Genomic DNA, 20,972 nt, shown 5'->3' with positions numbered 1-20,972 from the left:
CGGGGGAGTTGGGAGAAGAGGGGAATGAATCTCTCGCGCGGACTCCTAAATTCCGCGCAGCCCGACTAGTAATAATTCGGCATTTGTACGTGTGGTCTCGAGATTAGCAGCAAGAATTTCCATGGCTTCCATTGCAGGTAGGCTAGAGAGCTGCCTCCTAAGGAGAAGCACACGTTGATACTCATCTGGATGATATAGTAGCTCCTCCCTGCGAGTACCTGACTTAACAATATGGAGAGCGGGAAAGATGCGCTGTTCGGCAATAGTACGATCTAAGTGTACTTCCATATTCCCGGTGCCCTTAAATTCCTCGAAAATGAGGTCATCCATGCGGCTTTGGGTGTCGACAAGGGCTGTAGCAAGAATGGTTAGGCTTCCTCCTTCTTCGATATTTCTTGCAGCACTAAAAAACTTTCTGGGTCGGGTGAGAGCTTGAGAAGCGACGCCGCCACTCATTGTGCGGTCTTTCTTTGGTCGCAGATTGTTGTATCCGCGAGCCATCCGTGTAATGCTGTCTAGGAGAATCACTACGTTCTTGCCTAGTTCCACAAGCCGCTTGGCTCTCTCAGCAACCAGTTCACAAACCTGAATATGGCGAGTAATCGGTTCGTCAAAAGTGGAACTGATGACTTCAGCCTGAACATCTCTTCTTAGGTCGGTAACTTCCTCTGGTCGCTCGTCAACAAGAAGGAGAATGAGGTGGACATCGTAGTGGTTGGCAATAATTGCTCGTGCAATGTCTCTCATAAGCATGGTTTTCCCTGCTCTTGGTGGGGCAACGATCAACCCACGCTGCCCCATCCCCAGTGGGGCAACAATATCCATAGCGCGGACAGAGATGGAGGGATACACTCTGTTCTCTAGAATGAGACGCCGTTGTGGGAAAATAGGGGTTAACTTCTCAAAGTCCTTTGCAGCCATCCAATTGGCAGCTTTAACCCCCTCGATAGTATGCACAGTTTTAAGGATGAAACCACATCCTCTTTCCATCGCCATACAAACGCTACCGCGAATTTCCAAGCCGGGCTTGAGTGAAAATTGCCGAATAATTGGAGCAGGAATTTGGATGTCTTCTACGCTAGGTTTAAAGTTAAAAAACGATGACCGCAAAACACCGTGGTTTCCACTCATTTCTAACATCCCTCCCCCTGACACTTCTTGAACAGTAAGGGCGGAACGGGCGAGATCCAAAACCAGATAGTGTCTGGATACTTCTGGCCGCATGCGAATGTTTTTCTTTTTTGCTAAATCTACTAATTCCCGGAGGGACTTTTTCTGCAGAAAATCTAGCGAAAAGACTTCTTGTTTCCAGTGAGGTGAGCATGAAGACCCGTATCCCGGGGGAAGCTTTGCTTTATCCATAGTGCTCGTTCAAGTAGTCAGCTGTTATACGGGCTTGCTCGGTAAGCAGTTGGAGCGGACCATTGTTCCATACCACCTCATGTGCGCGGCGCATCTTTTCTTCCATTGGAAGTTGTACAGCGATCATTTTGCGGGCAAGCGACTCGCAAACACCTCGTGAAGTCAGGCGTTGCAGTTGTTTAGCAGAGGAACAGGCTATCACTGCAATAAAGTCACAAGCCGTTTCCCAACCTGCTTCATAGAGCAGAGGAACATCTGCTACAAATTTACGTCCAACTGCCTTAGAACGGACTGCCTGCGCCATCCATATTTTCCTCACACGAGGATGTAGAACACGCTCCAATTGCACCCGACGACGAGGGTCAGAAAAAATGCGAGAACGTACCTGCGCGCGGTCCAATTTTCCTCCCACGTATACCCCCTTCCCAAGTACTTTTGCGGTTTCCACCCGTACTTCCTCTGATCCATCTAACAACCTTGAGACACAAGCATCCGCATCAAACCACTCGGTATTCTCCAAAAAGACAGAGAGATGCCGACAGAAAGAGGTTTTTCCTGAAGCGATTCCTCCAGTAATGGCAACAGTAGGTACGGTACGCATCGCGTGAAATAAGCCACTAATGACTGCCGGCCATAAGTAGAGAATGGAACTTGAGACTGGAAATTAAATTCCAGAATCCACTGCTTTTTTGCGTTGAGAGACTGGTATAGGGTCGATATCGTTGGAGTCTTCTTACAAGAACGTCTGACGGGAAATATATAGATACAGCCAGGACTTTTTATAGCCCCTGGGAAAGGGGACCCTGTCGGCTGCTGCATGAGTGATTTACACGCTACTCTTGTAAACTCCCGCACATACTTGCAGGCGCCTCATCGTTCCATGGGCCTAGTTGTGCTGTGCAAGATACAGTATATAAGGGAGAGCGGGTAGAGGGAATCGAACCCTCCTGGCCAGCTTGGAAGGCTGGAACTTTGCCACTAAGCTATACCCGCACAAGAAGCCTCCATTGGATGGCCCAATAGGCTAGAATAGTCAACCTTTTTGAAAAAAGTTTACTTCGTGGAGATAAGTATCTAGCGATTATTCCGCTGGTAGAGTTCCTGGATGCCGTGGAAATTGAAAAATTAGTCAGCCCCCTAGACTTAAAGCGTGCGTCACTAGGGTTCAGGCTTTCTTCTGTACAGCTCCACGCTTCGGGTTCTGGCGTGCTATTTTTAGCAGATGAGCCCCTCTTATCTAGACTCAATAGCAATAAATAAATGCTAGAACCAGATTAGCCCCGAGACCTTTAGCTCTTGCCCTTACTGATGTTTGCACATTATGCTGTCGCCTAGCACCGTGGACAGTGTTGTTCTAGTTTCGGTGAGAAATCCTTATAAAGACCGTTATGAATTTCTGCGTTTCCCATGATGCCTCTAACAAGTCTGCATGCAAAAGCCCATCTCCCAATGGGGAGGCAAATGGAGCCGAAATACTTGTCGACTGCTTAGAGAAGGAGGGAGTGGAAGTTATTTTCGCCTACCCAGGTGGTGCTTCCATGGTGATTCACCAGGCGCTTACCCAATCCCGAAAGATTCGCGTAGTCCTCCCACGTCATGAACAGGGGGGCATATTTGCAGCGGAGGGATATGCTAGGGCAAGTGGACGCGTGGGAGTTTGTATGGCTACTTCTGGTCCTGGAGCTACAAATCTAGTCACTGGCATTGCTGACGCATTCATGGATTCAATCCCACTGGTGGCTATCACAGGTCAAGTCCCTCAATCAATGATTGGACGTGGCGCTTTTCAGGAAACGGATATCGTTGGAATGACACTACCAGTGGTGAAGCATAGCTATTTGTTATGCGACATCCAAGACATTCCTAGAGTGGTGAAAGAGGCTTTCTATATTGCCCAATCCGGACGCCCCGGGCCAGTGCTAATCGATATCCCCAAAAACATTCAGACTCAAAGAGTCTCTCCGAAGCATCCGGAAGAGATTCATCTTCGCGGGTATAACCCGATTACGCAAATCGAGGACCAGGTTCTCTACAGGGTGATCCAACTAATTGAGAAGGCCCAATGCCCCATGATCTACTGTGGAGGCGGAGTGGTTTCTAGCAACGCTAGTCAGGAATTGTTTGAATTTGTCGAGCGTACGCAGATCCCTGTTGCGACCACTCTTATGGGCATTGGCTGCTTCCCAGAAACCCATCCTCTTTCCCTCAAGTGGCTTGGTATGCACGGTACGGTTTATGCTAACAATGCGGTAAATGAGGCTGATCTCCTCCTGGCAATCGGGGTGCGCTTCGACGACCGCGTTACAGGCAAGTTTGAAGAGTTCTGTAAGCACGGCACCATCGTCCACGTTGACATTGACCGCTCTGAAATCAATAAAAATCGGACAGTACAGGTTGCTGTCCTTAGCGATTTAAAATATGCCCTGTCCAGAACAAACCACCTCTTGTCTCAGATGGGAAGAAGCCGAATTACTAAAGGATTCGACCGCTTCACACAGTGGTACGAACGGATTGGGGCATGGAAGAAGCAGCATCCGCTCGCTTTCAAGGATACAGACGATCTGATCCAGCCTCAGTACGTCATCCGTCTGCTTGATGAACTAACTTGTGGTGAGGTCATCCTGACTACTGGAGTGGGACAACACCAGATGTGGGCTGCTCAATACTATCAATTTACCCATCCACGCACCTTCCTGACCTCAGCTGGTCTCGGTGCCATGGGATTTGGATATCCGGCTGCTATGGGTGCCAAAATTGCCTGCCCGGACAAACAGGTAATTGACATCGACGGTGATGGGTCAGTTCTGATGAACATCCAGGAATTAGCTACTGCCCACATCGAAGGCATCGCCGCTAAAATTATCATCCTCAATAACCAGCATCTTGGTATGGTAGTCCAGTGGGAGGATCGCTTCCACAGCAGCAACCGCGCCCATACTTTCCTTGGTGACCCCAGAGATCCCGAGCGTATTTATCCCGACTATGTGACAATTTGTAAAGGATTTGGGGTACAGGCGGAGCGTGTTTGTCATAAAAGAGATCTTTGTGCTGCCATCCAACGCTTGCTGGACAGTAAGGAGGCTTATGTATTGGATGTCATGGTACCGTATACAGAGCATGTGCTCCCAATGATTCCTGCAGGTATGACCTACAAGGATGTCTTAACCGAATGAGGGATAGTTAGCTCTAGAAGAGGCCGGACTGGGTTCCACATCCGTAGAGGGCTTATGTGTCGTTTCTCTTTTCCGTGCATAGCTAACCAGGGTTAGCCAGTTGGGATGCCCATAGTTGTTGCCAAAGTTATAGTGGGCCAGTCTACGGGAAAGATACTAAGCTACCTCGTCCCGGAACTGCTTCAAAATCAGGTAAAGGTAGGAATGTGCGTCCTTGTCCCCCTTCGCACACGTGTTGCCCAAGGGGTTGTCATCGATGTTTCTGAGTCTGTCGGAAATGAGTTGGGGGGGAAATTGCGTGCCATTTATGAAATAGTAAGTGAGACCCTCTCAGTTCAGCCTGTACTGATCAGCTTGGCGCATTGGATGGCTGAGTACTACTATTGCCCCTTGGGGGCAGCGCTGCGATGTATGTTGCCGGCTATCATGCGCAAGGTGCAGGCGCCCTCCAAAGAACGCTATATTTTCAAACTAGCACGCAAGATAGACGCCGACGAACTCTCGCTCTTGAGGGAGAAGGCCCCTTGTCAAGCACAACTATTACTCAGTCTTTTAAAGGATCCGGAGGGGAAACTAGCACTTGCTGACGTAGAAAAAAAATTGAAGCGGGCTGGTTCTCTGGCTCGCAGCTTGGAGCAGCGTGGTCTTCTTTGTATTGAGAGGGCACAAGCACACCGGCGACATTCCTGCAGTGGAAAGGTGCACTTACAAAGCAGGACATCTGCGTTAAGTGCAGAACAAGAGATAGCCTTACAAGAGGTAGTTACATACATTCGAGATCCTGAAAACTCCAGGCCAATACTTTTGTATGAGGCAACTGGAGGTGGCAAAACCGAGGTTTATCTGGGTGCAATTGAAGAAACCCTGCGCCTCGGTCGCACTGCAATCATACTTGTACCAGAAATTTCATTAACTCCCCAAATAACGGAATGTCTTAGATCTCGTCTCCCCTCTATTCAGGATCAAGTAATAGTGGTACACAGTCACCTTTCTAGAGGTAGCCGCGTTGATGCATGGCAGAGAATCCATTCCAAACAGGCTCTAGTGGTGATTGGGGCGCGCAGTGCTGTCTTTTCCCCGCTAAACGATCTTGGTCTCATCATCGTGGATGATGAACACGAAGGTTCTTATAAACAGGAGGAATCTCCTAAATATCACGCAAGAGATATGGCCGTTCTGAGAGCTACCCGGGAGAAATGTGCCATTCTGTTGGGCAGTGCCACTCCTTCACTAGAAAGCTTTCTCAATACGCGTAAAGGCAAGTACCGTCTCCTTCGGTTGAAGAACCATGTAGAAAACCGTTCTCTGCCTACCATGCGTATTTTAGATCTCCGCCAACTGAGACGCTTAGGGAGGCTACAGTCTATTCTAAGTGAACCGCTATGCTCAGCCATTCAAGAACGCCTGAATCGCCATGAGCAGACCATTCTCTTTCTCAATCGTCGGGGGTTTTCTACCGCAATGATTTGTACCATTTGCGGCCACGTCTGCCGGTGCCCCGATTGTAGTCTCTCTATGACTTATCATCACATAGGGGTTCGGCTAATCTGTCACCTTTGTGGCTACATAGCTTTAGCCCCTTTAAGGTGTCCCTCTTGTGAAGATTTCTCCATTCGTTATACAGGAATGGGTACACAAAAGATCGAGGAAATTTCCAAACAACTCTTTCCTACTGCTCGTATTGTTAGAGTAGATGCCGATTCTATGAAGCGTAAGAATGCTTACGAGGAAGTGTTAGGGCTCCTTAAACTTGGCCAGATTGACCTCTTGATTGGCACACAGATACTTACTAAGGGCCTCCATTTCCCCAATGTAACTCTCATTGGCATCGTAAATGCCGATCTTAGTCTTCATATAACGGACTTCCGTGCGGGAGAACGAACTTTCCAGCTTCTCACCCAGATAGCTAGCAGGGCTAGGCGAGGAGCAACACAGGGAGAGGTCCTCGTACAAACATTTACCCCCTCTAGTCCTTATATCCAATTCGCCTGTCACCGCAATTACGAGGGTTTTTTTGAGCAAGAAATACAATTCAGACGATACTGCGGACACCCTCCATTTTCCCATCTCGTTCTCCTCACATTACGTTCCAGCATTCGAGAACATGCTGAGTCCATTGCCAAGAGAATAGCTCATAAATTAGCCGCGATACTGCCGCCTACAGTTAGGATAGGCGACGCTGTACCAGCTCCCCTACAAAGGGCGAGGGGAAAATTTCGCTTCCACCTTGCAATTCGCACTAAAGGAGTTTCCGCAGTTGTACATGCTCTACGGATTGCTTTGGGTAAATTACCCATTCCATCAGATGTGGCTCTTTCTGTAGACGTAGATCCTTATCAACTTCTTTAAAAGCTCGACTAAGGGGGGACCTTTTAATCCTCTGTCTCACAGACCCCTTGGCTTGTGGAGTTCCCTCCTGCGCTTACCCATGGTCAAGCTAGTGCTTTCTCTTTTGCTTATTCTACTTGTTAGTCTACCAATAGGCCTAACTTTCTTCTGGAGTGTTGGGTTTGGAGAGATTATAAAACGTCGCGTTGAGCTTGCTCTGAAAAGAGATGGCCTTCAGGCTCAGATCGAGCGCCTTTCTTTTAGTCCCTTTCAGGGCTTTATTGCGAAAAATACTGTTCTAAAATCTGCAAGGGTATGCATTCATGCTCAACGTCTTACCTTCTCATTCAGTATCAGCCAATTCCTTTGGGGAAAGATCCTTATCAATGAGGTGCAACTGGATGGAGCCTCGTTGGATGTTTCCCCACTGAATGAAATGGAGAGTCATTTATCTATTCAAGACCTAAGTGCTAGAATGCTCCTGCAATCCCATTATCTAAGACTTTCTATCGCAGAGTTTACTTTTGGAAACATCCGCTTTGTGGTCAGTGGCTCCATTCGCAATCCACTCCTCCAGCCTCTCGCAAGCACTTTGAAAAGGCAGCCTGACTGGACTAACTGGAAAATGATAGAGCGTATAGTCAGAGAGCTAGGAAAAATCCGATATTTAGATAAGCCAGCCCAAGTAGACATAGTCGTGGAGGGAGATCCTATTGCTTTTCAGACGTTCCGGGCGCACAAGATAACCCTTCATGCAAAGAATATTCAATATTGCAGTATTTTTCTTCGGGAGATGGAATTAGGGGCTCGTTGTACCAACGGAGTTTTAGAAATCTATAAACTATATATGAGGGATACAGAAGGTAACCTCGATGGATCTGGAACGGTAGATTTCCTTGCCTCAGAGGGGAAGTTTGCAATAAGTAGCTCTCTTAATCTACAACCGTTCTTCACAGAATTCTTCCCCCGCAATAGGCTCCAGAAGCTTGTCGTGCACAAACTGCAAACAGGAGCTTCTTCACAAATTGACTTGACAACGCATCTCTCCTGGAAAGGAGATCACCTACGGTACAAAGTTCTCGGTTCTGCAGCCGTGTGCAAGTTCTTTTATGGAAAGTCATTCTTACAACGCCTAGAGTTGGGTTTTCTGTTTGAGGATAGGCAGTGGTTTATACAAGATCTATCCATTCAGTGTCGCTCTGGCGTGCTCCGTGCGGATGTCAGAAAGATCAAGGAGCTTCTTCAAATCCGGCTGGGTAGCACGCTAAATCCTAAGGAGTTCTCTGACCTCTTCGGCTTAAAGGTTCGCAAACTTCTGGATCAGACGCAATTTCTGGATTCACCCAGGCTTACTCTCCGGCTTAGTGGTCGCACACTAGACTTTCTCCACGGTCAAGGGGAATTGAGCATTGGCCGCACTGCTGTGCGGGGCGCGTGGGCAGATTACGGCTCCTCCAAGATTGAAATTTCTCCCCAATCCGTCACCTGTCGCGATTTTGAGGTGAGATGCAAAAGAGGGAGAGGATCCGGAACCCTTTCCTATAATTTTGGGAAGGGGCAGATACAGCTATATAATGTTGTCTCCACACTGATGCCGCAGGACGTTATGCTTTGGATAAGCCCACAACTCGCGCAGGTCGTTTCTCCTTACAGATTTCGCTCCCCTCCCATTGTTCAAGTAGACGGGTGCCTATACCCTTCCGATCCTCAGCTTAATGCACTTTCAGTACAAATCTATTCTCGGTCTGGTTTAGACTATGATCTATTTGGGCGAACACTGTGCTTCGGACCAACTCGAGCAACAGTGTGCATAGAGGGGACTCAAGTAAAAATACGGATCCCGTCTGCTGCCCTCTTCCAGGGCTCGATAGCCCTCCAGGCCAGTATTCATCCTGACACCCTTCCGCCAACTTTCGAACTAGATGTTCGTCTTTCCCACATCGAGTGTTCGCGTCTTACAGAACTCTTTTTCGGCTATACCAGGTCTAATGGGTTTTTAACTGGAAACTATCGTTTTCGGGCTTGTACAGATAGGGAAGAAGGCATGCTGGGAAGTGGTTATATTCGAATTGAGGAAGGCAGTGTTCTCTCAATCCCATTTCTTAGACCTCTTTCTATTATCTTGAATCAGATTATTCCCGGTATTGGGTATGAACCCGCAAGGAAGGCCTGCGTAGCTTTTCAAGTCGAAAATCGGAAAGTAAGTACCAAGAATCTACAGATAGCTGGGCCAGGATTTAACCTTCTAGGTTGCGGAGATGTTGACTTTTTTACTGGAAAAATGAACATGACCGTTCGAGTCAATGCACAAGGGGTTCCTGGAATGGTGCTTCTTCCAGTAAGTAAGCTGCTGGAATTCGAATCAAGGGGCACGCTCTCGCGACCGGACTGGCGACTTAAGCGGCTTAAACCCCTCATCCAGTTCTGACGGTTGGGGGACAAATATTGGAAGGATGTTAGAGTAGTTAGGTCTCTCCTTAAGAGATGGATTACAATCACGGTAACACCAATAGTTATCTGTCCAAATGGGACGGCCTTTTTCACAAGTGTAGTCTAATCTTTCCCCTTACCTGCGGCCTTGAGGAGCAGTACGGGAACCCCCACCAGATGGCGAACACGGTCGACAGTATTTCCGTAAATAAAATCTCCCAGAAAGCGGTGTCCATGGGTAGACATGGCAATTAGATCTACCTCGCGCTCTTTGGCAATCCGGATAATCTCGTTGGAGGGCTCTCCCATGGCAAGCTCATAACTGCATTCGAGGCCCCCCTTTCGAAGAGCCTGTGCCACGGACTCGAGGTACCTCAGATCGTTTTTCATTTCTTCACTCTCAGTAAGATTTAGCTGATCATAGTTTCTAGCTACCCATCCACTTGCTACATGGAGAAGGTGCAGGTATCCACCGATTGAGTGAGCTAACCGACAAACGTGCTCTAAAATTGTGGAGTCTGCTATACTGTTTTCTAGAGGGATCAATATATTATGATACATGGGCAGTCGACATCGGCGGCGCCGGAAGAGGAAAATTGACAGTGTAGTCCTTCTTTTAAGGTGGAACGAAAGTTTTGAAGGAGGAGCTTTCTGTCCTTGCCTTACTTCCATCATAGATTCCATCATAGAAAGCAGCCCTTTCGTACCAATAAATATCTTCTATCGAGACAGAAATCAGAAGGATCACTACTTATTTGTCTAATAACGTTTAACGTTTTTTCTGTTGAGCCTGACTTTTTCCTGAAAAGTAGGCAGCTAAATGACGTTAAAAGCGCAGATTCTACTAGCAAGGAGTGGGAGGACAACTAACCTGCCTTGGTATAGAGGAACCACTAGGAGCTGGATAAAATAAAGTTCAAAATAGACGCGATGACAGCATAGAATAGGGACAATAGGCAAAGTAGCCCACAATAGATTTGAGTCTCTGGTGATCTGCAGCCATTGTGCGCCTCGAGTGGGCTGTGCCCTTTCCAAATTTCTCTCTATGAAAGGGACACAGAGGCATGACTCCTATTAGGAGGACCTCTACATTCCACTTTAGAAAAACTTCGTGACTACAAGCCGGAACAGAGCGGCAAAGTGCCCCCTATCCAACTGCATCCAAGAAAGACCCACGGCAGCCGAATTGGGAAAGCAGAAACAAGAGGCATATTTGCGGGGAGAGGATTTGAACCTCCGACCTTCAGGTTATGAGCCTGACGAGCTACCAGACTGCTCCACCCCGCGATTCACCAGGCTAGAGTAGATCAAGTAGCTCAGTATCCGCAAGAGGAATTTTGTGAGTCGTGTGAATCGCCTCTCAGAAATTGGCTGGAAAGTAGTAGGTAGAGGGCTTACACAATAAAATGCACTATGGTGGTGTCTTGGTATTGGTGGGTAGTCTTCGGAGGGTTTGTTGCAGTTCTATTTGCCTCGGATCTAGGGGCGCTAGGTCGATGTAAAGGTGCTATCGATTTTCATTCAGCTCTGTCCGCTATAGCACTCCGCGTTGGATTGGCGGCAATCTTCAATGCAGGAATTTATATGGGATGGGTTGGCGGATATGAGACACCAAAACTACAGCAGTCTGCTGGACTAGAATTTTTGGCTGCTTATCTAGTAGAGATAGTCTTAAGCCTAGACAACATGTTTGTATTCGCTCTCATTTTTCGTCATTTCCGGGTAGAAGGTGCCGCGCAGCACCGTGTCCTGCTCTGGGGGGTGCTTGGAGCGCTAGGAATGCGAGGTATTTTTATCCTCGCTGGACTCCAGATTCTGTATTTCTTCCAATGGGCTACTTATCTTTTCGGCGGGGTGCTGATAGTAGCGGGAATACGCATGCTTGTGCGGCCGAACGAACATTCATTTGCTTTTCTGGTGGAAAGGTGGGCAAGACAATGCTTTCCAGTTTCAAAAGACTTCCATAAAAGCTCTTTTTTTATCCGAGAAAACGATAGAATCTTGGTAACCCCCTTGTTCGTCATATTATTGATCATCGAGGCGACGGACCTAATCTTTGCGGTCGACTCCATTCCTGCTGTGTTCGGGGTAACCCGTGACACGTTCATTTTGCTAACGTCGAATGCCCTTGCAATCTTAGGGCTGCGAGCAATGTACTTTGCTCTAGCAGGATGCGTGGATCGGTTTCGCTTCTTGCACTTAGGGCTTTCCGCCGCTCTAGTGTTCATTGGATTAAAGATGATGCTCAGCCACACATCACTGTGTATAAATGCAGTGCGGTCTCTCACTGTTATTCTCGCCCTTTTGTCAGGTTCCGTCCTAGCATCTCTCATTTTAGCGGCACCTAAAAAATAATGAATCAAACAATGAATCTATGTGGGCTCATAGCAAGCGGCCGCATTGCCAGAACCCCCATTCTTGGAGGAGCTTATTCTAGAAAAGCTCAGCGAAAACGCCCCCTGTGCGGAAGGGATCGCCTAACGCCATCGACAACTTACTATCAAAACTTGATCGTCTGAGAAGTAGCAGTATGGTCCTGTGTCTCCTCCAAGCCCTCCATGACATTCTGGGTTAATTCGCAAGCGTGAAAATCAAACCAATCCTAGGGTGACTTCTGGAAGCGAGCTGACCTAGATCCTAGACACACCTTGGGTGTGTCGGTTTGCCGTCTTGCACTGCTAGGAGGCACAACGCGCCACCTACGGCCCATCACAAACACGGCCACTCGATTTGATGTATGACTTACCTTCTTTTTTGTAAAAAAACGGGGGGATAAGGAAAAATTACAGGAGAAACAAGGCAATATTTTCATGGATCCCCAGTCAAGGCGCAGGCCTTTTGTTGTTCTCCTGTTGGATGGTAGGATAGCCCTTAGCCAAGGGAGGCCCCATTTTTGCTATTGGTTGTAACACCCTGCAACGCGGGAAAAGATCGCGCCTGATCTCCACTACCAGAAGGGGGGGTGACATGGTGGATTCCCCTCCTAAGATTTTGGTAACTGGACTTTGCAAGTGTGCACCCAAAGATCGTCCCCAAGCTCTGAGGCAGCTGCGGTCTCTAACTCATGTGAGGAAGCTCCTTGCCGTAGAATTGCAAAGAGTGTCGGGCCTGAGCCAGACATTAAGGCAAACTCTGTCTCTTGGCGACTGAGGAGCCATTGTTTAATAAGGCCTAGAAGAGGGAATTTTTCAAAAACTGGCACCTCTAAGTCATTGTAGAGTTCACTCCATGGCGAAGGTTGCTGGCAGTAAAGGAAGCCTGGTATTTTCCTTGCATTGGCCCAGCTTTGATAGGCCCATGAGGTTTCCACTGGAAATGGAGGCTTTACTAGCACCGCCGTACGGTTTTCGAAGCAACGGAAATTTTCAGCTTCCAAAATTTCTCCCCGCCCATGACACCAAGCCGTTCTCCGCCTTAAAAAAAAGGGGACATCTGAGCCAATGCTCGCAGCAATGGAATGAAGAACCTCTCCTCTCAATGAGTGACTATGCAAAATATCAAGGGCAAGCAGTACAAAAGCCGCGTCGCTGCTACCTCCACCTAACCCGGAAGCTATTGGAATACGTTTTTCCAAAGTAATGCGGACGCCAAGGCTGGAACCGACTGCTTCCAGATAGGATTTAGCAGCAATAAAAGCTAAGTTGGTTCTGCCACATGGAAGGGCGGGATCATTGCATGCTAGAACAATCCCCCGACCTGGAGTCAGCCCTATATGGAGGGTATCCTCCAGTGTTAAGAGAGTAACTAGCGTCTTAATCTCATGATATCCGTCCGTCCTTTGTCCGATAATCTTCAAGAAGAGATTGATCTTAGCCGGAGGGTGCAGTTTTATTTTCCTCGGTTTCATATAAAAAAATATGCACAGCCTGACAAAAACAAAAATTGTTGTAGCCCTAGACGTACATACATTACATGACGCTGTGCGAATCGTAGAAATTCTTAGATCCGAAGCCGATGCCTTCAAGGTAGGTCCGCAGCTCTTTGTGCGTGAGGGGCCAGAAATAGTGCGAAGATTGAAAGCTATAGGAGTGCAGGTCTTTTTAGACCTAAAATTTCACGACATTCCTAATACAGTGGCTCAAGCTGTAGCGCTTGCGTGCTCCCTTGGAGCGGATCTGATAACTGTTCATCTTTGTGGGGGGGCTGACATGCTGGAAGCAGCCGCTCAAAGTGTGAAAGGAACTTCTACTCTTTTGGTAGGAGTAAGTGTCCTTACAAGCTGTGACGCAAATACTCTTGCCGTCACTGGAGTTTCGTCGACTGTGGAAGAACAGGTACTCCGGCTTGCCGGTCTCGCCGTGCAATATCTGGGAGGAGGGGTCGTTGCAAGCCCGCTGGAAATTCTTCCCCTAAGGAACTTCTTTGGGAACTCTCTTCAAATCGTAACACCGGGCATTCGGCCAACTTGGGCTCTCGGGGACGACCAAAAGCGCACTCTTAGCCCCCTACAGGCAGCTCAATTAGGAGCTAATTGGTTAGTTATCGGGCGTCCAATCACTACTGCATCATCACCTCTTGAGGCACTGCTCAGGATTAAGAAGGAAATAACGACAGGATTTGTTTCAAAAACGGGAGGATGTTAGGATGCCATTATCCCCTTTTGGAGTGAAGCCGGAGATCCCCCTCCTGGAAGGGGGAGAGGCATACGAGACACCTAAAGCCGTCTACCAGTAAGGCCCCCCTCTAGGAAACCCCACATCCTTATTCCTTTTACGAACACTTAGATCGCACAATCAACGCTGACCAACAGTGTCCGGTAGCGCCGGTTTAAAACCGGAGCCCCGTATCTTACCATGCACGACATAATAAGTGGATTATTAAAATAATCAAAAATGAAAACAATCTTTTGCTTATTGAGCCTCTTTTTCTTCCAGGCGTAGACAAGAGAACTTCATGAAAATAACCTGTTTAAACCTTTCTTTGCAAATTGCCTCTATACGCCAGGAACTTGAGAAGGCAATGGGGAAAACTATAGAACACTGCACCTTCTGCCTGGGGCCTGACGTCATAGATTTCGAGCAGCAATTTGCCAGGTTCTGCAACGTACAACATGCTGTGGCGGTCAATAGTGGGACCTCTGCCTTACATCTCGCTCTTCGTCTCCTCTGTATAGGACCTGGGGATGAGGTCATTACTACACCATACACATTCGCGTCCACAAGTTGGGCCATCTCCTATATGGGTGCAAGACCAGTATATGTAGATATTGAGGACTCCACTTTTAACATTGACGCTGCGCAAGTGGAAAAGGCCATCACCCCGAAAACCAAGGCCATTCTTCCCGTACATCTTTATGGCCTACCCTGTAGCCTTTCTCATCTTCTAAAAGTTGCCAGTGCCCATTCACTGCCTTTAGTAGAAGATGCAGCCCAAGCACATGGGGGCATCTATCGTGGACGTAAGGTAGGCTCATTTGGCACGCTGTCCTGCTTTAGTTTCCATCCTGCAAAGAATCTTGGGGCTTTTGGGGAGGGAGGAGCTATTCTCACTAACGATGCTACCCTCGCAGCTCGCGCTCGTTCGCTCCGCGAGCATGGGACAAAACAACGTTACTATCACAACGAAATCGGTTATAATTACCGGATGGAAGGGCTCCAAGCTGCGGTGCTTTGTGTTAAGCTAAAGCATCTAACAGCCTGGATCAAAGGTAGACGCCGGGTAGCGGAACTGTACTCCCAAATGCTGGCGGATGTACCGCTGCGTCTTCCCATTGAACCACAAGGCTGCAGAAGCGCATGGCACCTATACACCATACGACACCCAAAACGTGATCAACTTAAGAAATTTCTGTTGCAGCAAGGAATAGAGTGTTCCATACACTATCCACGGCCTCTGCATCTACAGCAATGCTATACTCCCCTTGGGTATCGAGTTGGCGATTTTCCGGTAGCCGAGCGTGCTTCAGTCGAATGTCTCAGCCTTCCGATCTATCCTGAGTTGACGGGAGAGCAAATTGAGTTTGTCTGCAGCCAAATTCGGCACTTCTTCCTAGGATGATATGGCAGACAAAGTAGGTACCTGTAACTTGTAAAGCACTGTAAAAGCCTGGCAGCGGGGATGTGTCTCTGCCCTCTAAGAACGGAGCGGGCTTCTAAGAATTTGCACTCCGATAACTCCTCAGCTTAACTCTCTGCCTCCATTGAAAATGGAACGACGAGTGTAGCATGCTTCTGTACTGGCGTTGTGTCGTTTTGCCAGCTTCTGGTGAAGCCACTTCCAAACTGGCTCCTCACTAGGATTCTCACGTTGGTTATAAAAATCCTAAGTAGGAAAAAACTGGCCTTCCCTTCCCTATGAAAATTGGTCTGAAGTGGCCTCCCTTCTCCAAGGAACCAAACTGGCTCCATGGATGAAAATTCCATTGGGCAACTTGCACAATCAGCGGATGGCAGAAATTCAGGGATTAGTTCAATAGTGGTAGCGTTCAGGCTTATATGGTCCTTCTACAGGCACACCGAGATAGTCTGCTTGAATAGGCGTTAGTCGTGTAAGTCGGACCCCAATTTTTCCCAGATGCAGACGAGCTACTTCTTCATCTAAATGCTTAGGCAGGCGATAAATCCCAGCTTTGTATTGCTTGCGGTTCTCCCACAGATCAATTTGTGCAAGCACCTGGTTAGTAAAGGAATTAGACATCACAAAGCTAGGATGTCCGGTGGCACACCCTAAATTAACTAGACGCCCTTCTGCTAGCAGGTAAATCTGGTGGCCATTAGGGAGTTCATAACAGTCTAGTTGCGGCTTAATGTTTAACTTAGTAACCCTAGGGTGTCGGTTCAAACGGTCCACTTGGATCTCGTTATCAAAATGTCCAATGTTGCAAACAATGGCCTGATCCTTCATTTCAAAGACATGCTCTAGGGTTAGAACATCACAATTGCCAGTGGCAGTCACATAGATATCGGCTTTTCCAAGCGATTGCTCCACACAAGTAACCTCAAACCCCTCCATTGCTGCTTGCAGAGCATTAATAGGATCAATCTCTGTGACAATCACACGTGCACCGAACCTACAAAGTGCGTGTGCACACCCTTTACCTACAGGCCCATATCCACAAACAACTGCGACCTTTCCAGCAATCATCACATCAGTGGCACGCTTAATTCCGTCCACTATAGACTCGCGGCAACCATACAAATTGTCGAACTTTGACTTAGTAACGGAGTCATTGACATTGATGGCGGGTACCAAGAGTCTTCCTTGTTCTAACATCTTATAAAGGCGGCGTATACCGGTAGTGGTTTCTTCAGCAACTCCGCACCACTCCTTGGTAATCTCATGCCAGTGGAAGGGGATTTCCATATGGACTCGCTTCAGAAGATTTTTGATGATGTTCTCTTCAGAGGTTATAGACGAAGCATTCACCCAGTCGCTGCCTTCTTCTAGCTCGTAGCCTTTATGAACAAGAAAGGTAGCGTCTCCACCATCATCTATGATAAGGTGGGGCCCTTGCCCCCCTGGGAAACAGAGAGCCCGATAGATACATTGCCAGTACTCTCCCAGCGTCTCCCCCTTCCATGCAAAGATAGCCACTCCCGCCTTAGCAATAGCAGCCGCGGCGTGGTCTTGCGTGGAGAAAACATTGCAGCTTGCCCAACGTACAGAAGCACCTAGTCTGCAGAGAGTCTCGATAAGTACCGCTGTTTGGACGGTCATATGAACCAAACCAGTAATCCGCACGTTTTGCAGGGGTTTTTCTTTACTCCACTTTGTCCGAAGTGCCATGAGTCCGGGCATTTCATGCTCGGCCATGGTAATTTCCTTGCGCCCCCAATTGGCAAGTGCAAGGTTCGCTACTTGATGGTCCGCCTGATGGGAAATTAGGTTTGCAGTATTCATAGGATTCAAGTTCTTATTTTATGGCTTCCCGGAGGGCCTCTATTTTATCAGTCCTCTCCCAGGAAAATTCCCCACCTACTTTACCAAAGTGCCCATAGTTGGTGGTTTTAGAATAGATAGGTCTGAGCAAGCCTAACTGTTTAGTAATTTCGGCTGGCCTAAACCCAAAAACAGCTTTTACAGCGGCTTCAATACGCGCTTCATCTATCTTTGATGTTCCAAAAGTATTGACGTGTAGACTAACAGGCTCGGCACATCCAATGGCATAAGCAAGTTGGACTTCACACTGATCTGCTATTTGAGCTGCTACCACGTTTTTTGCTACGTATCGCCCCATATAGGCCGCAGAACGGTCTACTTTGGAGGGATCTTTTCCGGAAAAGGCTCCGCCACCATGCCGCCCCATACCACCATAAGTATCCACAATAATTTTCCTCCCTGTGAGTCCTGCATCGCCTTGAGGCCCTCCCACCACAAAGTTCCCAGTAGGATTAACTAGAAGACGTGTTTCGCTGTTAAGCAATTCTAGAGGTAGTACCTTCCAAACCACCTCCTCAGTAACAAAGGACTTAATCTCTTTCTGTGAGATATCCGGAGTGTGCTGAGTGGAAACTACTACGCTAGAAATAGCAGTGGGTTTATTTCCGGTGTAAACGACGGAGACTTGACTTTTGGTATCGGGCCGCAGCCAGCCGATTCCACCTTGCTTGCGTAGACGAGTCAATTCGTAGCCGAGACGATGTGCAAACATAATGGGTGCTGGCATTAGTTCCGGGGTCTCGATACAAGCATACCCAAACATTAAGCCCTGATCACCAGCGCATTGTTCAGCAACTCTCCTTCTGCTAGCCTTTTTGGTTATCCCTCTGGCAATATCCTCACTTTGCTTTGTGATGGCATTGAGAATGAGGATTTTATCAGCATGGAAAACGTCATCGTCATCTACATACCCAATTTCCCGGATTGCTCTCCTAGCAATGTCGTTGTAAGCCACCTTGGCCCGCGTCGTGATTTCTCCTCCTATTACTAATAGGTTGCTCTTGGCATAAATTTCACAAGCAACGCGGCTATCTTCATCTTGAACCAAACACGCATCTAAGATGGCATCGGAAATTGTGTCACATACCTTGTCGGGATGTCCCTCTCCTACAGACTCGGAGGCAAAAACGAATTGGCGGGGCATTGTCCTTAAACAGATAAATCTACATATCAAAACATGTCAATAACTTCATAAACTTAAGTATGGGTTCCCTCCTTCAAGTGCTTAAAGTACTTACCGAGCCTACTCGCCTCCGACTTCTCTCCTTATTGTTAGAAGAGGAACTTACTGTAGCAGAGCTTCAAGAAATCCTTGGCATGGGCCAGTCCAGGATTTCGGCTAATCTTGCATTGCTTCACCGAGAAGCCTTGGTTGCTCAGCGTCGAGTCGGAAAAAACGTTTTTTACTCCGCCGTGCACGGTAGGCTGGAGCCCCTGAACTTTTTGCTGCGAAGAGTTGTTGAGGACTTACCAGATATTAACCGCGATAAAAATGCTTTACTCCTTGCCCTCCAAAAAAGGAAGGATAGGGCGACGGAGTACTTTAGCAAATTAGCCGGAAAATTTGACCGTGCATATATTCCTGGAAGGTCTTGGCAGGCACTAGCACACGCTCTTTTAAGGATTCTTCCTCCAGGAGTAATTGCAGATTTAGGTGCAGGAGAAGGCACCCTCTCGCAACTACTCGCACGTACTGCTCAAAGGGTAATTGCCGTAGATAATTCTGCAGCTATGGTAAAATTTGGTTCTTCTTTGGCTCGTAGCCATGGATGCCAAAATCTAGAATATCGCCTGGGAGATATTGAAAACCTCCCCATAAAGGATGGAGAGGTTGATCTGGCACTTTTCAGCCAAGCCTTGCATCACACCTCCAGCCCGCAGCGCGCCCTCTACGAGGCAGCACGTATTCTCCGACCTGGTGGGAGGGTTTTGATTTTGGACTTAGTGAGCCACACCTATGAACAGGCACGTGAGTTATATGCACATGTCTGGTTAGGATTTTCTGAAATCGAGTTGCACCAATTCTTGGAGAGAGCTGCGTTCATAAAGACAGAAATCTCCGTTGTCTCTAGGGAGAGACAGGCCCCTCACTTCCAGACTATTATTGCAACGGCACTTAAGCCAGAATGAGTGACCTATTTTGTGGCAATGACATCTCCCTTGAGGAAACACAACATGCTTTGGCGTCAATATCCTTTAAAAACATCGATATCCTGTAATATACTGGCCGCCTCTTGTATCTCTTGGTGCAAGGTTTCTTAAAACTGCACTTCAAGTTTACTTTCAGATTTACTTGGTCTCCCCTGTTAGCTCGTCTCGCAGCGTCTCCCCGCGAACATAATGCCCTCAGGGAGGGGGCCTGTGCCAAGTTGCTAGGTTTTACCTCGGTTACACATCGGAGGTCACAAACTACCGCAACGACGGAGCATCCCCTCTTTTCTGTCCGGAGAATCCCGGAGAGATAGTCGTTTGCAGGATTGCCCTCGCAGGACACATTGGGATGTCATGCGAAGTATGACGAGCATGAGGAACCATTAAATCTCGAGTCTGTTGTACACAGAGTTCTTATACTGAAGAAAAAGTTTCCCGCAGTAAGCCCCTTTGTGATAGGGGTACAGCAGTTTGAAAGCTGTGCCGCGCATATGAGTGATCCTCGCTATGACCAATTAGCTAAACATCTTGTTGAACACTCCATACGCTTAAAAGCGGGAGAGCGGGTGCTAATAGATGCTTTTGACGTTTCGGATGAAGCAGTTATTGCACTTATTCGCGCAGTGCGCTCTAAAGAGGGTGTTCCTTTTGTCCAACTACATCGCGCAAAAATTGCTCGCGAATTGGCTCTTGGCGTCAGCCAGTCACAGCTAGATGTTTGCCGGGCTGTGGCGCTGGTTCGCATGAAAAAAATGCAAGCGTATGTCGCTTTACGAGGGGGGCATAATATGACAGAACTGATAGACGTTCCAGAAGCCAATATGGCACTTACCGCCGGAATGATGCGCCCTGTCCTAGACTGCCGGATTAACAAGACTAAGTGGGTAGTGCTCCGCTGCCCTACATCCTCGTTTGCTCAACAGGCTCAGATGAGCACCGAGGCTTTCGAAGATTTCTATTTTCGAGTTTGTACGCTTGACTACTCGAGCATGCTGCCTGCTATGGGGGCCCTGAAGGGCCTAATGGAGAAAACTGACAAGGTAAACCTAGTTGGACCGGAAACTGATCTCCGCTTCAGTATAAAAGGGATTGGGGCTGTGATATGCGGCGGGGAGAGGAATATTCCAGACGGAGAAGTTTTTTCCTGTCCAATAAAGCGTAGCGTGGAAGGATACGTGCATTTTAATGTGCCAACGATCTATCAGGGCGCTCCATTTGACAATATTCATCTAGAATTTAGAGCAGGCAAAATAGTAAGGGCTGCCTCTAACAATACAAGGAAGCTCAATGAAATTTTGGATTCTGATACTGGTGCCCGCTATATCGGGGAATTCTCGCTAGGGTTTAATCCTTACATTCTTCATCCTATCCGTGACATCCTTTTCGATGAAAAGATCGCAGGCTCTTTTCACTTTACTCCAGGTCAGGCCTATTCTGTAGGAGGAAACGGTAACAAGAGTCGTATCCACTGGGATATGATATCCATCCAAAGGACAGATTATGGCGGAGGGGAGGTATGGTTTGACGACAAACTTGTTCGCAAAGATGGCTTATTTGTTTTACCAGCTCTACAAAAACTGAATGCCGGTCAATCTTGAATCAAAATTTGGAGTGTCTATCGAAGGAGAGTAAACTAAGACAGCGAGGCGT

14 protein-coding genes and 2 tRNA genes are annotated in these 20,972 nt (G+C 47.8%); 8 read left to right on the top strand and 8 right to left on the bottom strand.

Annotation, left to right across the window (positions count from 1 at the left end; all coding sequences use genetic code 11):
• Positions 1-45: 45 nt before the first annotated feature.
• The 3 genes from rho to AMD24_RS00985 form a co-directional block, all read right to left on the bottom strand.
• A complete protein-coding gene (gene rho, locus AMD24_RS00995) occupies positions 46-1,362 on the bottom strand; it encodes a transcription termination factor Rho (RefSeq protein ID WP_082382988.1) in 1,317 nt (438 codons plus the stop codon).
• Positions 1,355-1,963: a dephospho-CoA kinase gene (gene coaE / locus AMD24_RS00990; RefSeq protein ID WP_062100277.1), complete on the bottom strand. Its 609-nt coding sequence runs from the start codon at positions 1,961-1,963 to the stop codon at positions 1,355-1,357. The genes rho and coaE overlap by 8 nt, the downstream gene beginning before the upstream one ends.
• A gap of 321 nt (positions 1,964-2,284) precedes the next feature.
• A tRNA-Gly gene (locus AMD24_RS00985) sits at positions 2,285-2,355 on the bottom strand.
• A gap of 395 nt (positions 2,356-2,750) precedes the next feature.
• On the opposite strand from AMD24_RS00985, the gene ilvB reads away from it, so the two are divergent.
• The 3 genes from ilvB (at position 2,751) to AMD24_RS00970 (ending at position 9,291) form a co-directional block, all read left to right on the top strand.
• Positions 2,751-4,535 (top strand): biosynthetic-type acetolactate synthase large subunit, encoded by a 1,785-nt coding sequence (gene ilvB / locus AMD24_RS00980; RefSeq protein WP_062100276.1) that lies wholly within the window; start codon positions 2,751-2,753, stop codon positions 4,533-4,535.
• 105 nt (positions 4,536-4,640) lie between these two features.
• The gene (gene priA, locus AMD24_RS00975) at positions 4,641-6,884 is read left to right on the top strand and encodes a replication restart helicase PriA (protein WP_062100275.1); all 2,244 of its coding nucleotides are present in this window, start codon (positions 4,641-4,643) and stop codon (positions 6,882-6,884) included.
• Between the two features lie 91 nt (positions 6,885-6,975).
• Positions 6,976-9,291 (top strand): hypothetical protein, encoded by a 2,316-nt coding sequence (locus tag AMD24_RS00970; protein WP_158404318.1) that lies wholly within the window; start codon positions 6,976-6,978, stop codon positions 9,289-9,291.
• 125 nt (positions 9,292-9,416) lie between these two features.
• On the opposite strand, the gene AMD24_RS00965 is transcribed toward AMD24_RS00970, so the two are convergent.
• A complete protein-coding gene (locus tag AMD24_RS00965; protein WP_062100273.1) occupies positions 9,417-9,854 on the bottom strand; it encodes a universal stress protein in 438 nt (145 codons plus the stop codon).
• Positions 9,855-10,506: 652 nt separating this feature from the next.
• Positions 10,507-10,580, bottom strand: a tRNA-Met gene (locus tag AMD24_RS00955).
• A gap of 126 nt (positions 10,581-10,706) precedes the next feature.
• Here AMD24_RS00955 and AMD24_RS00950 point away from each other — a divergent pair.
• Positions 10,707-11,648, top strand: a complete 942-nt coding sequence (locus tag AMD24_RS00950; protein WP_062100271.1) for a TerC/Alx family metal homeostasis membrane protein — start codon at positions 10,707-10,709, stop codon at positions 11,646-11,648.
• Between the two features lie 628 nt (positions 11,649-12,276).
• Here the strand turns inward: AMD24_RS00950 and ispE are convergent.
• Entirely contained in the window at positions 12,277-13,140 is an 864-nt protein-coding gene (gene ispE, locus AMD24_RS00945) for a 4-(cytidine 5'-diphospho)-2-C-methyl-D-erythritol kinase (protein ID WP_062100270.1), read from the bottom strand.
• A 10-nt stretch (positions 13,141-13,150) separates the two neighbouring features.
• Between ispE and pyrF the strand changes: the two genes are divergently transcribed.
• Together pyrF and AMD24_RS00935 are read left to right on the top strand one after the other, a co-directional pair.
• Positions 13,151-13,876 (top strand): orotidine-5'-phosphate decarboxylase, encoded by a 726-nt coding sequence (pyrF, locus tag AMD24_RS00940; RefSeq protein WP_062100269.1) that lies wholly within the window; start codon positions 13,151-13,153, stop codon positions 13,874-13,876.
• 310 nt (positions 13,877-14,186) lie between these two features.
• Positions 14,187-15,290: a DegT/DnrJ/EryC1/StrS family aminotransferase gene (locus AMD24_RS00935; protein ID WP_062100268.1), complete on the top strand. Its 1,104-nt coding sequence runs from the start codon at positions 14,187-14,189 to the stop codon at positions 15,288-15,290.
• 411 nt (positions 15,291-15,701) lie between these two features.
• Here AMD24_RS00935 and ahcY read toward each other — a convergent pair whose 3' ends face one another.
• Both ahcY and metK read right to left on the bottom strand, forming a co-directional pair.
• Positions 15,702-17,132 (bottom strand): adenosylhomocysteinase, encoded by a 1,431-nt coding sequence (ahcY, locus tag AMD24_RS00925; protein ID WP_062100266.1) that lies wholly within the window; start codon positions 17,130-17,132, stop codon positions 15,702-15,704.
• Positions 17,133-17,145: 13 nt separating this feature from the next.
• Positions 17,146-18,315 carry a methionine adenosyltransferase gene (gene metK / locus AMD24_RS00920; RefSeq protein ID WP_062100265.1) on the bottom strand — a complete coding sequence of 390 codons (1,170 nt, stop codon included), beginning with the start codon at positions 18,313-18,315 and terminating at the stop codon, positions 17,146-17,148.
• A 59-nt stretch (positions 18,316-18,374) separates the two neighbouring features.
• Here metK and AMD24_RS00915 point away from each other — a divergent pair, with 59 nt between their 5' ends.
• Complete coding sequence (locus tag AMD24_RS00915; protein WP_062100264.1) at positions 18,375-19,301, top strand: metalloregulator ArsR/SmtB family transcription factor; 927 nt, start codon at positions 18,375-18,377, stop codon at positions 19,299-19,301.
• Positions 19,302-19,813: 512 nt separating this feature from the next.
• A complete protein-coding gene (locus AMD24_RS00910) occupies positions 19,814-20,920 on the top strand; it encodes an aminopeptidase (protein ID WP_062100837.1) in 1,107 nt (368 codons plus the stop codon).
• Positions 20,921-20,972 lie beyond the last annotated feature (52 nt).

The organism is Candidatus Xiphinematobacter sp. Idaho Grape (assembly GCF_001318295.1).
In the GTDB taxonomy this organism is placed as follows: Bacteria; Verrucomicrobiota; Verrucomicrobiia; order Chthoniobacterales; family Xiphinematobacteraceae; genus Xiphinematobacter.
Note: the sequence above shows the minus strand (reverse complement) of the source record. Positions and strands in the feature narration are given on the sequence as shown.

Coding starts and splice junctions, on each gene's coding strand:
- AMD24_RS00915 (WP_062100264.1), top strand. CDS start 18,375: ATGGGTTCCCTCCTTCAAGTGCTTAAAGTACTTACCGAGCCTACTCGC.
- metK (WP_062100265.1), bottom strand. CDS start 18,315: ATGCCCCGCCAATTCGTTTTTGCCTCCGAGTCTGTAGGAGAGGGACAT.
- coaE (WP_062100277.1), bottom strand. CDS start 1,963: ATGCGTACCGTACCTACTGTTGCCATTACTGGAGGAATCGCTTCAGGA.
- ilvB (WP_062100276.1), top strand. CDS start 2,751: ATGAATTTCTGCGTTTCCCATGATGCCTCTAACAAGTCTGCATGCAAA.
- ahcY (WP_062100266.1), bottom strand. CDS start 17,132: ATGAATACTGCAAACCTAATTTCCCATCAGGCGGACCATCAAGTAGCG.
- AMD24_RS00910 (WP_062100837.1), top strand. CDS start 19,814: ATGAGTGATCCTCGCTATGACCAATTAGCTAAACATCTTGTTGAACAC.
- AMD24_RS00965 (WP_062100273.1), bottom strand. CDS start 9,854: ATGTATCATAATATATTGATCCCTCTAGAAAACAGTATAGCAGACTCC.
- AMD24_RS00935 (WP_062100268.1), top strand. CDS start 14,187: ATGAAAATAACCTGTTTAAACCTTTCTTTGCAAATTGCCTCTATACGC.
- rho (WP_082382988.1), bottom strand. CDS start 1,362: ATGGATAAAGCAAAGCTTCCCCCGGGATACGGGTCTTCATGCTCACCT.
- ispE (WP_062100270.1), bottom strand. CDS start 13,140: ATGAAACCGAGGAAAATAAAACTGCACCCTCCGGCTAAGATCAATCTC.
- pyrF (WP_062100269.1), top strand. CDS start 13,151: ATGCACAGCCTGACAAAAACAAAAATTGTTGTAGCCCTAGACGTACAT.
- priA (WP_062100275.1), top strand. CDS start 4,641: ATGCCCATAGTTGTTGCCAAAGTTATAGTGGGCCAGTCTACGGGAAAG.
- AMD24_RS00950 (WP_062100271.1), top strand. CDS start 10,707: ATGGTGGTGTCTTGGTATTGGTGGGTAGTCTTCGGAGGGTTTGTTGCA.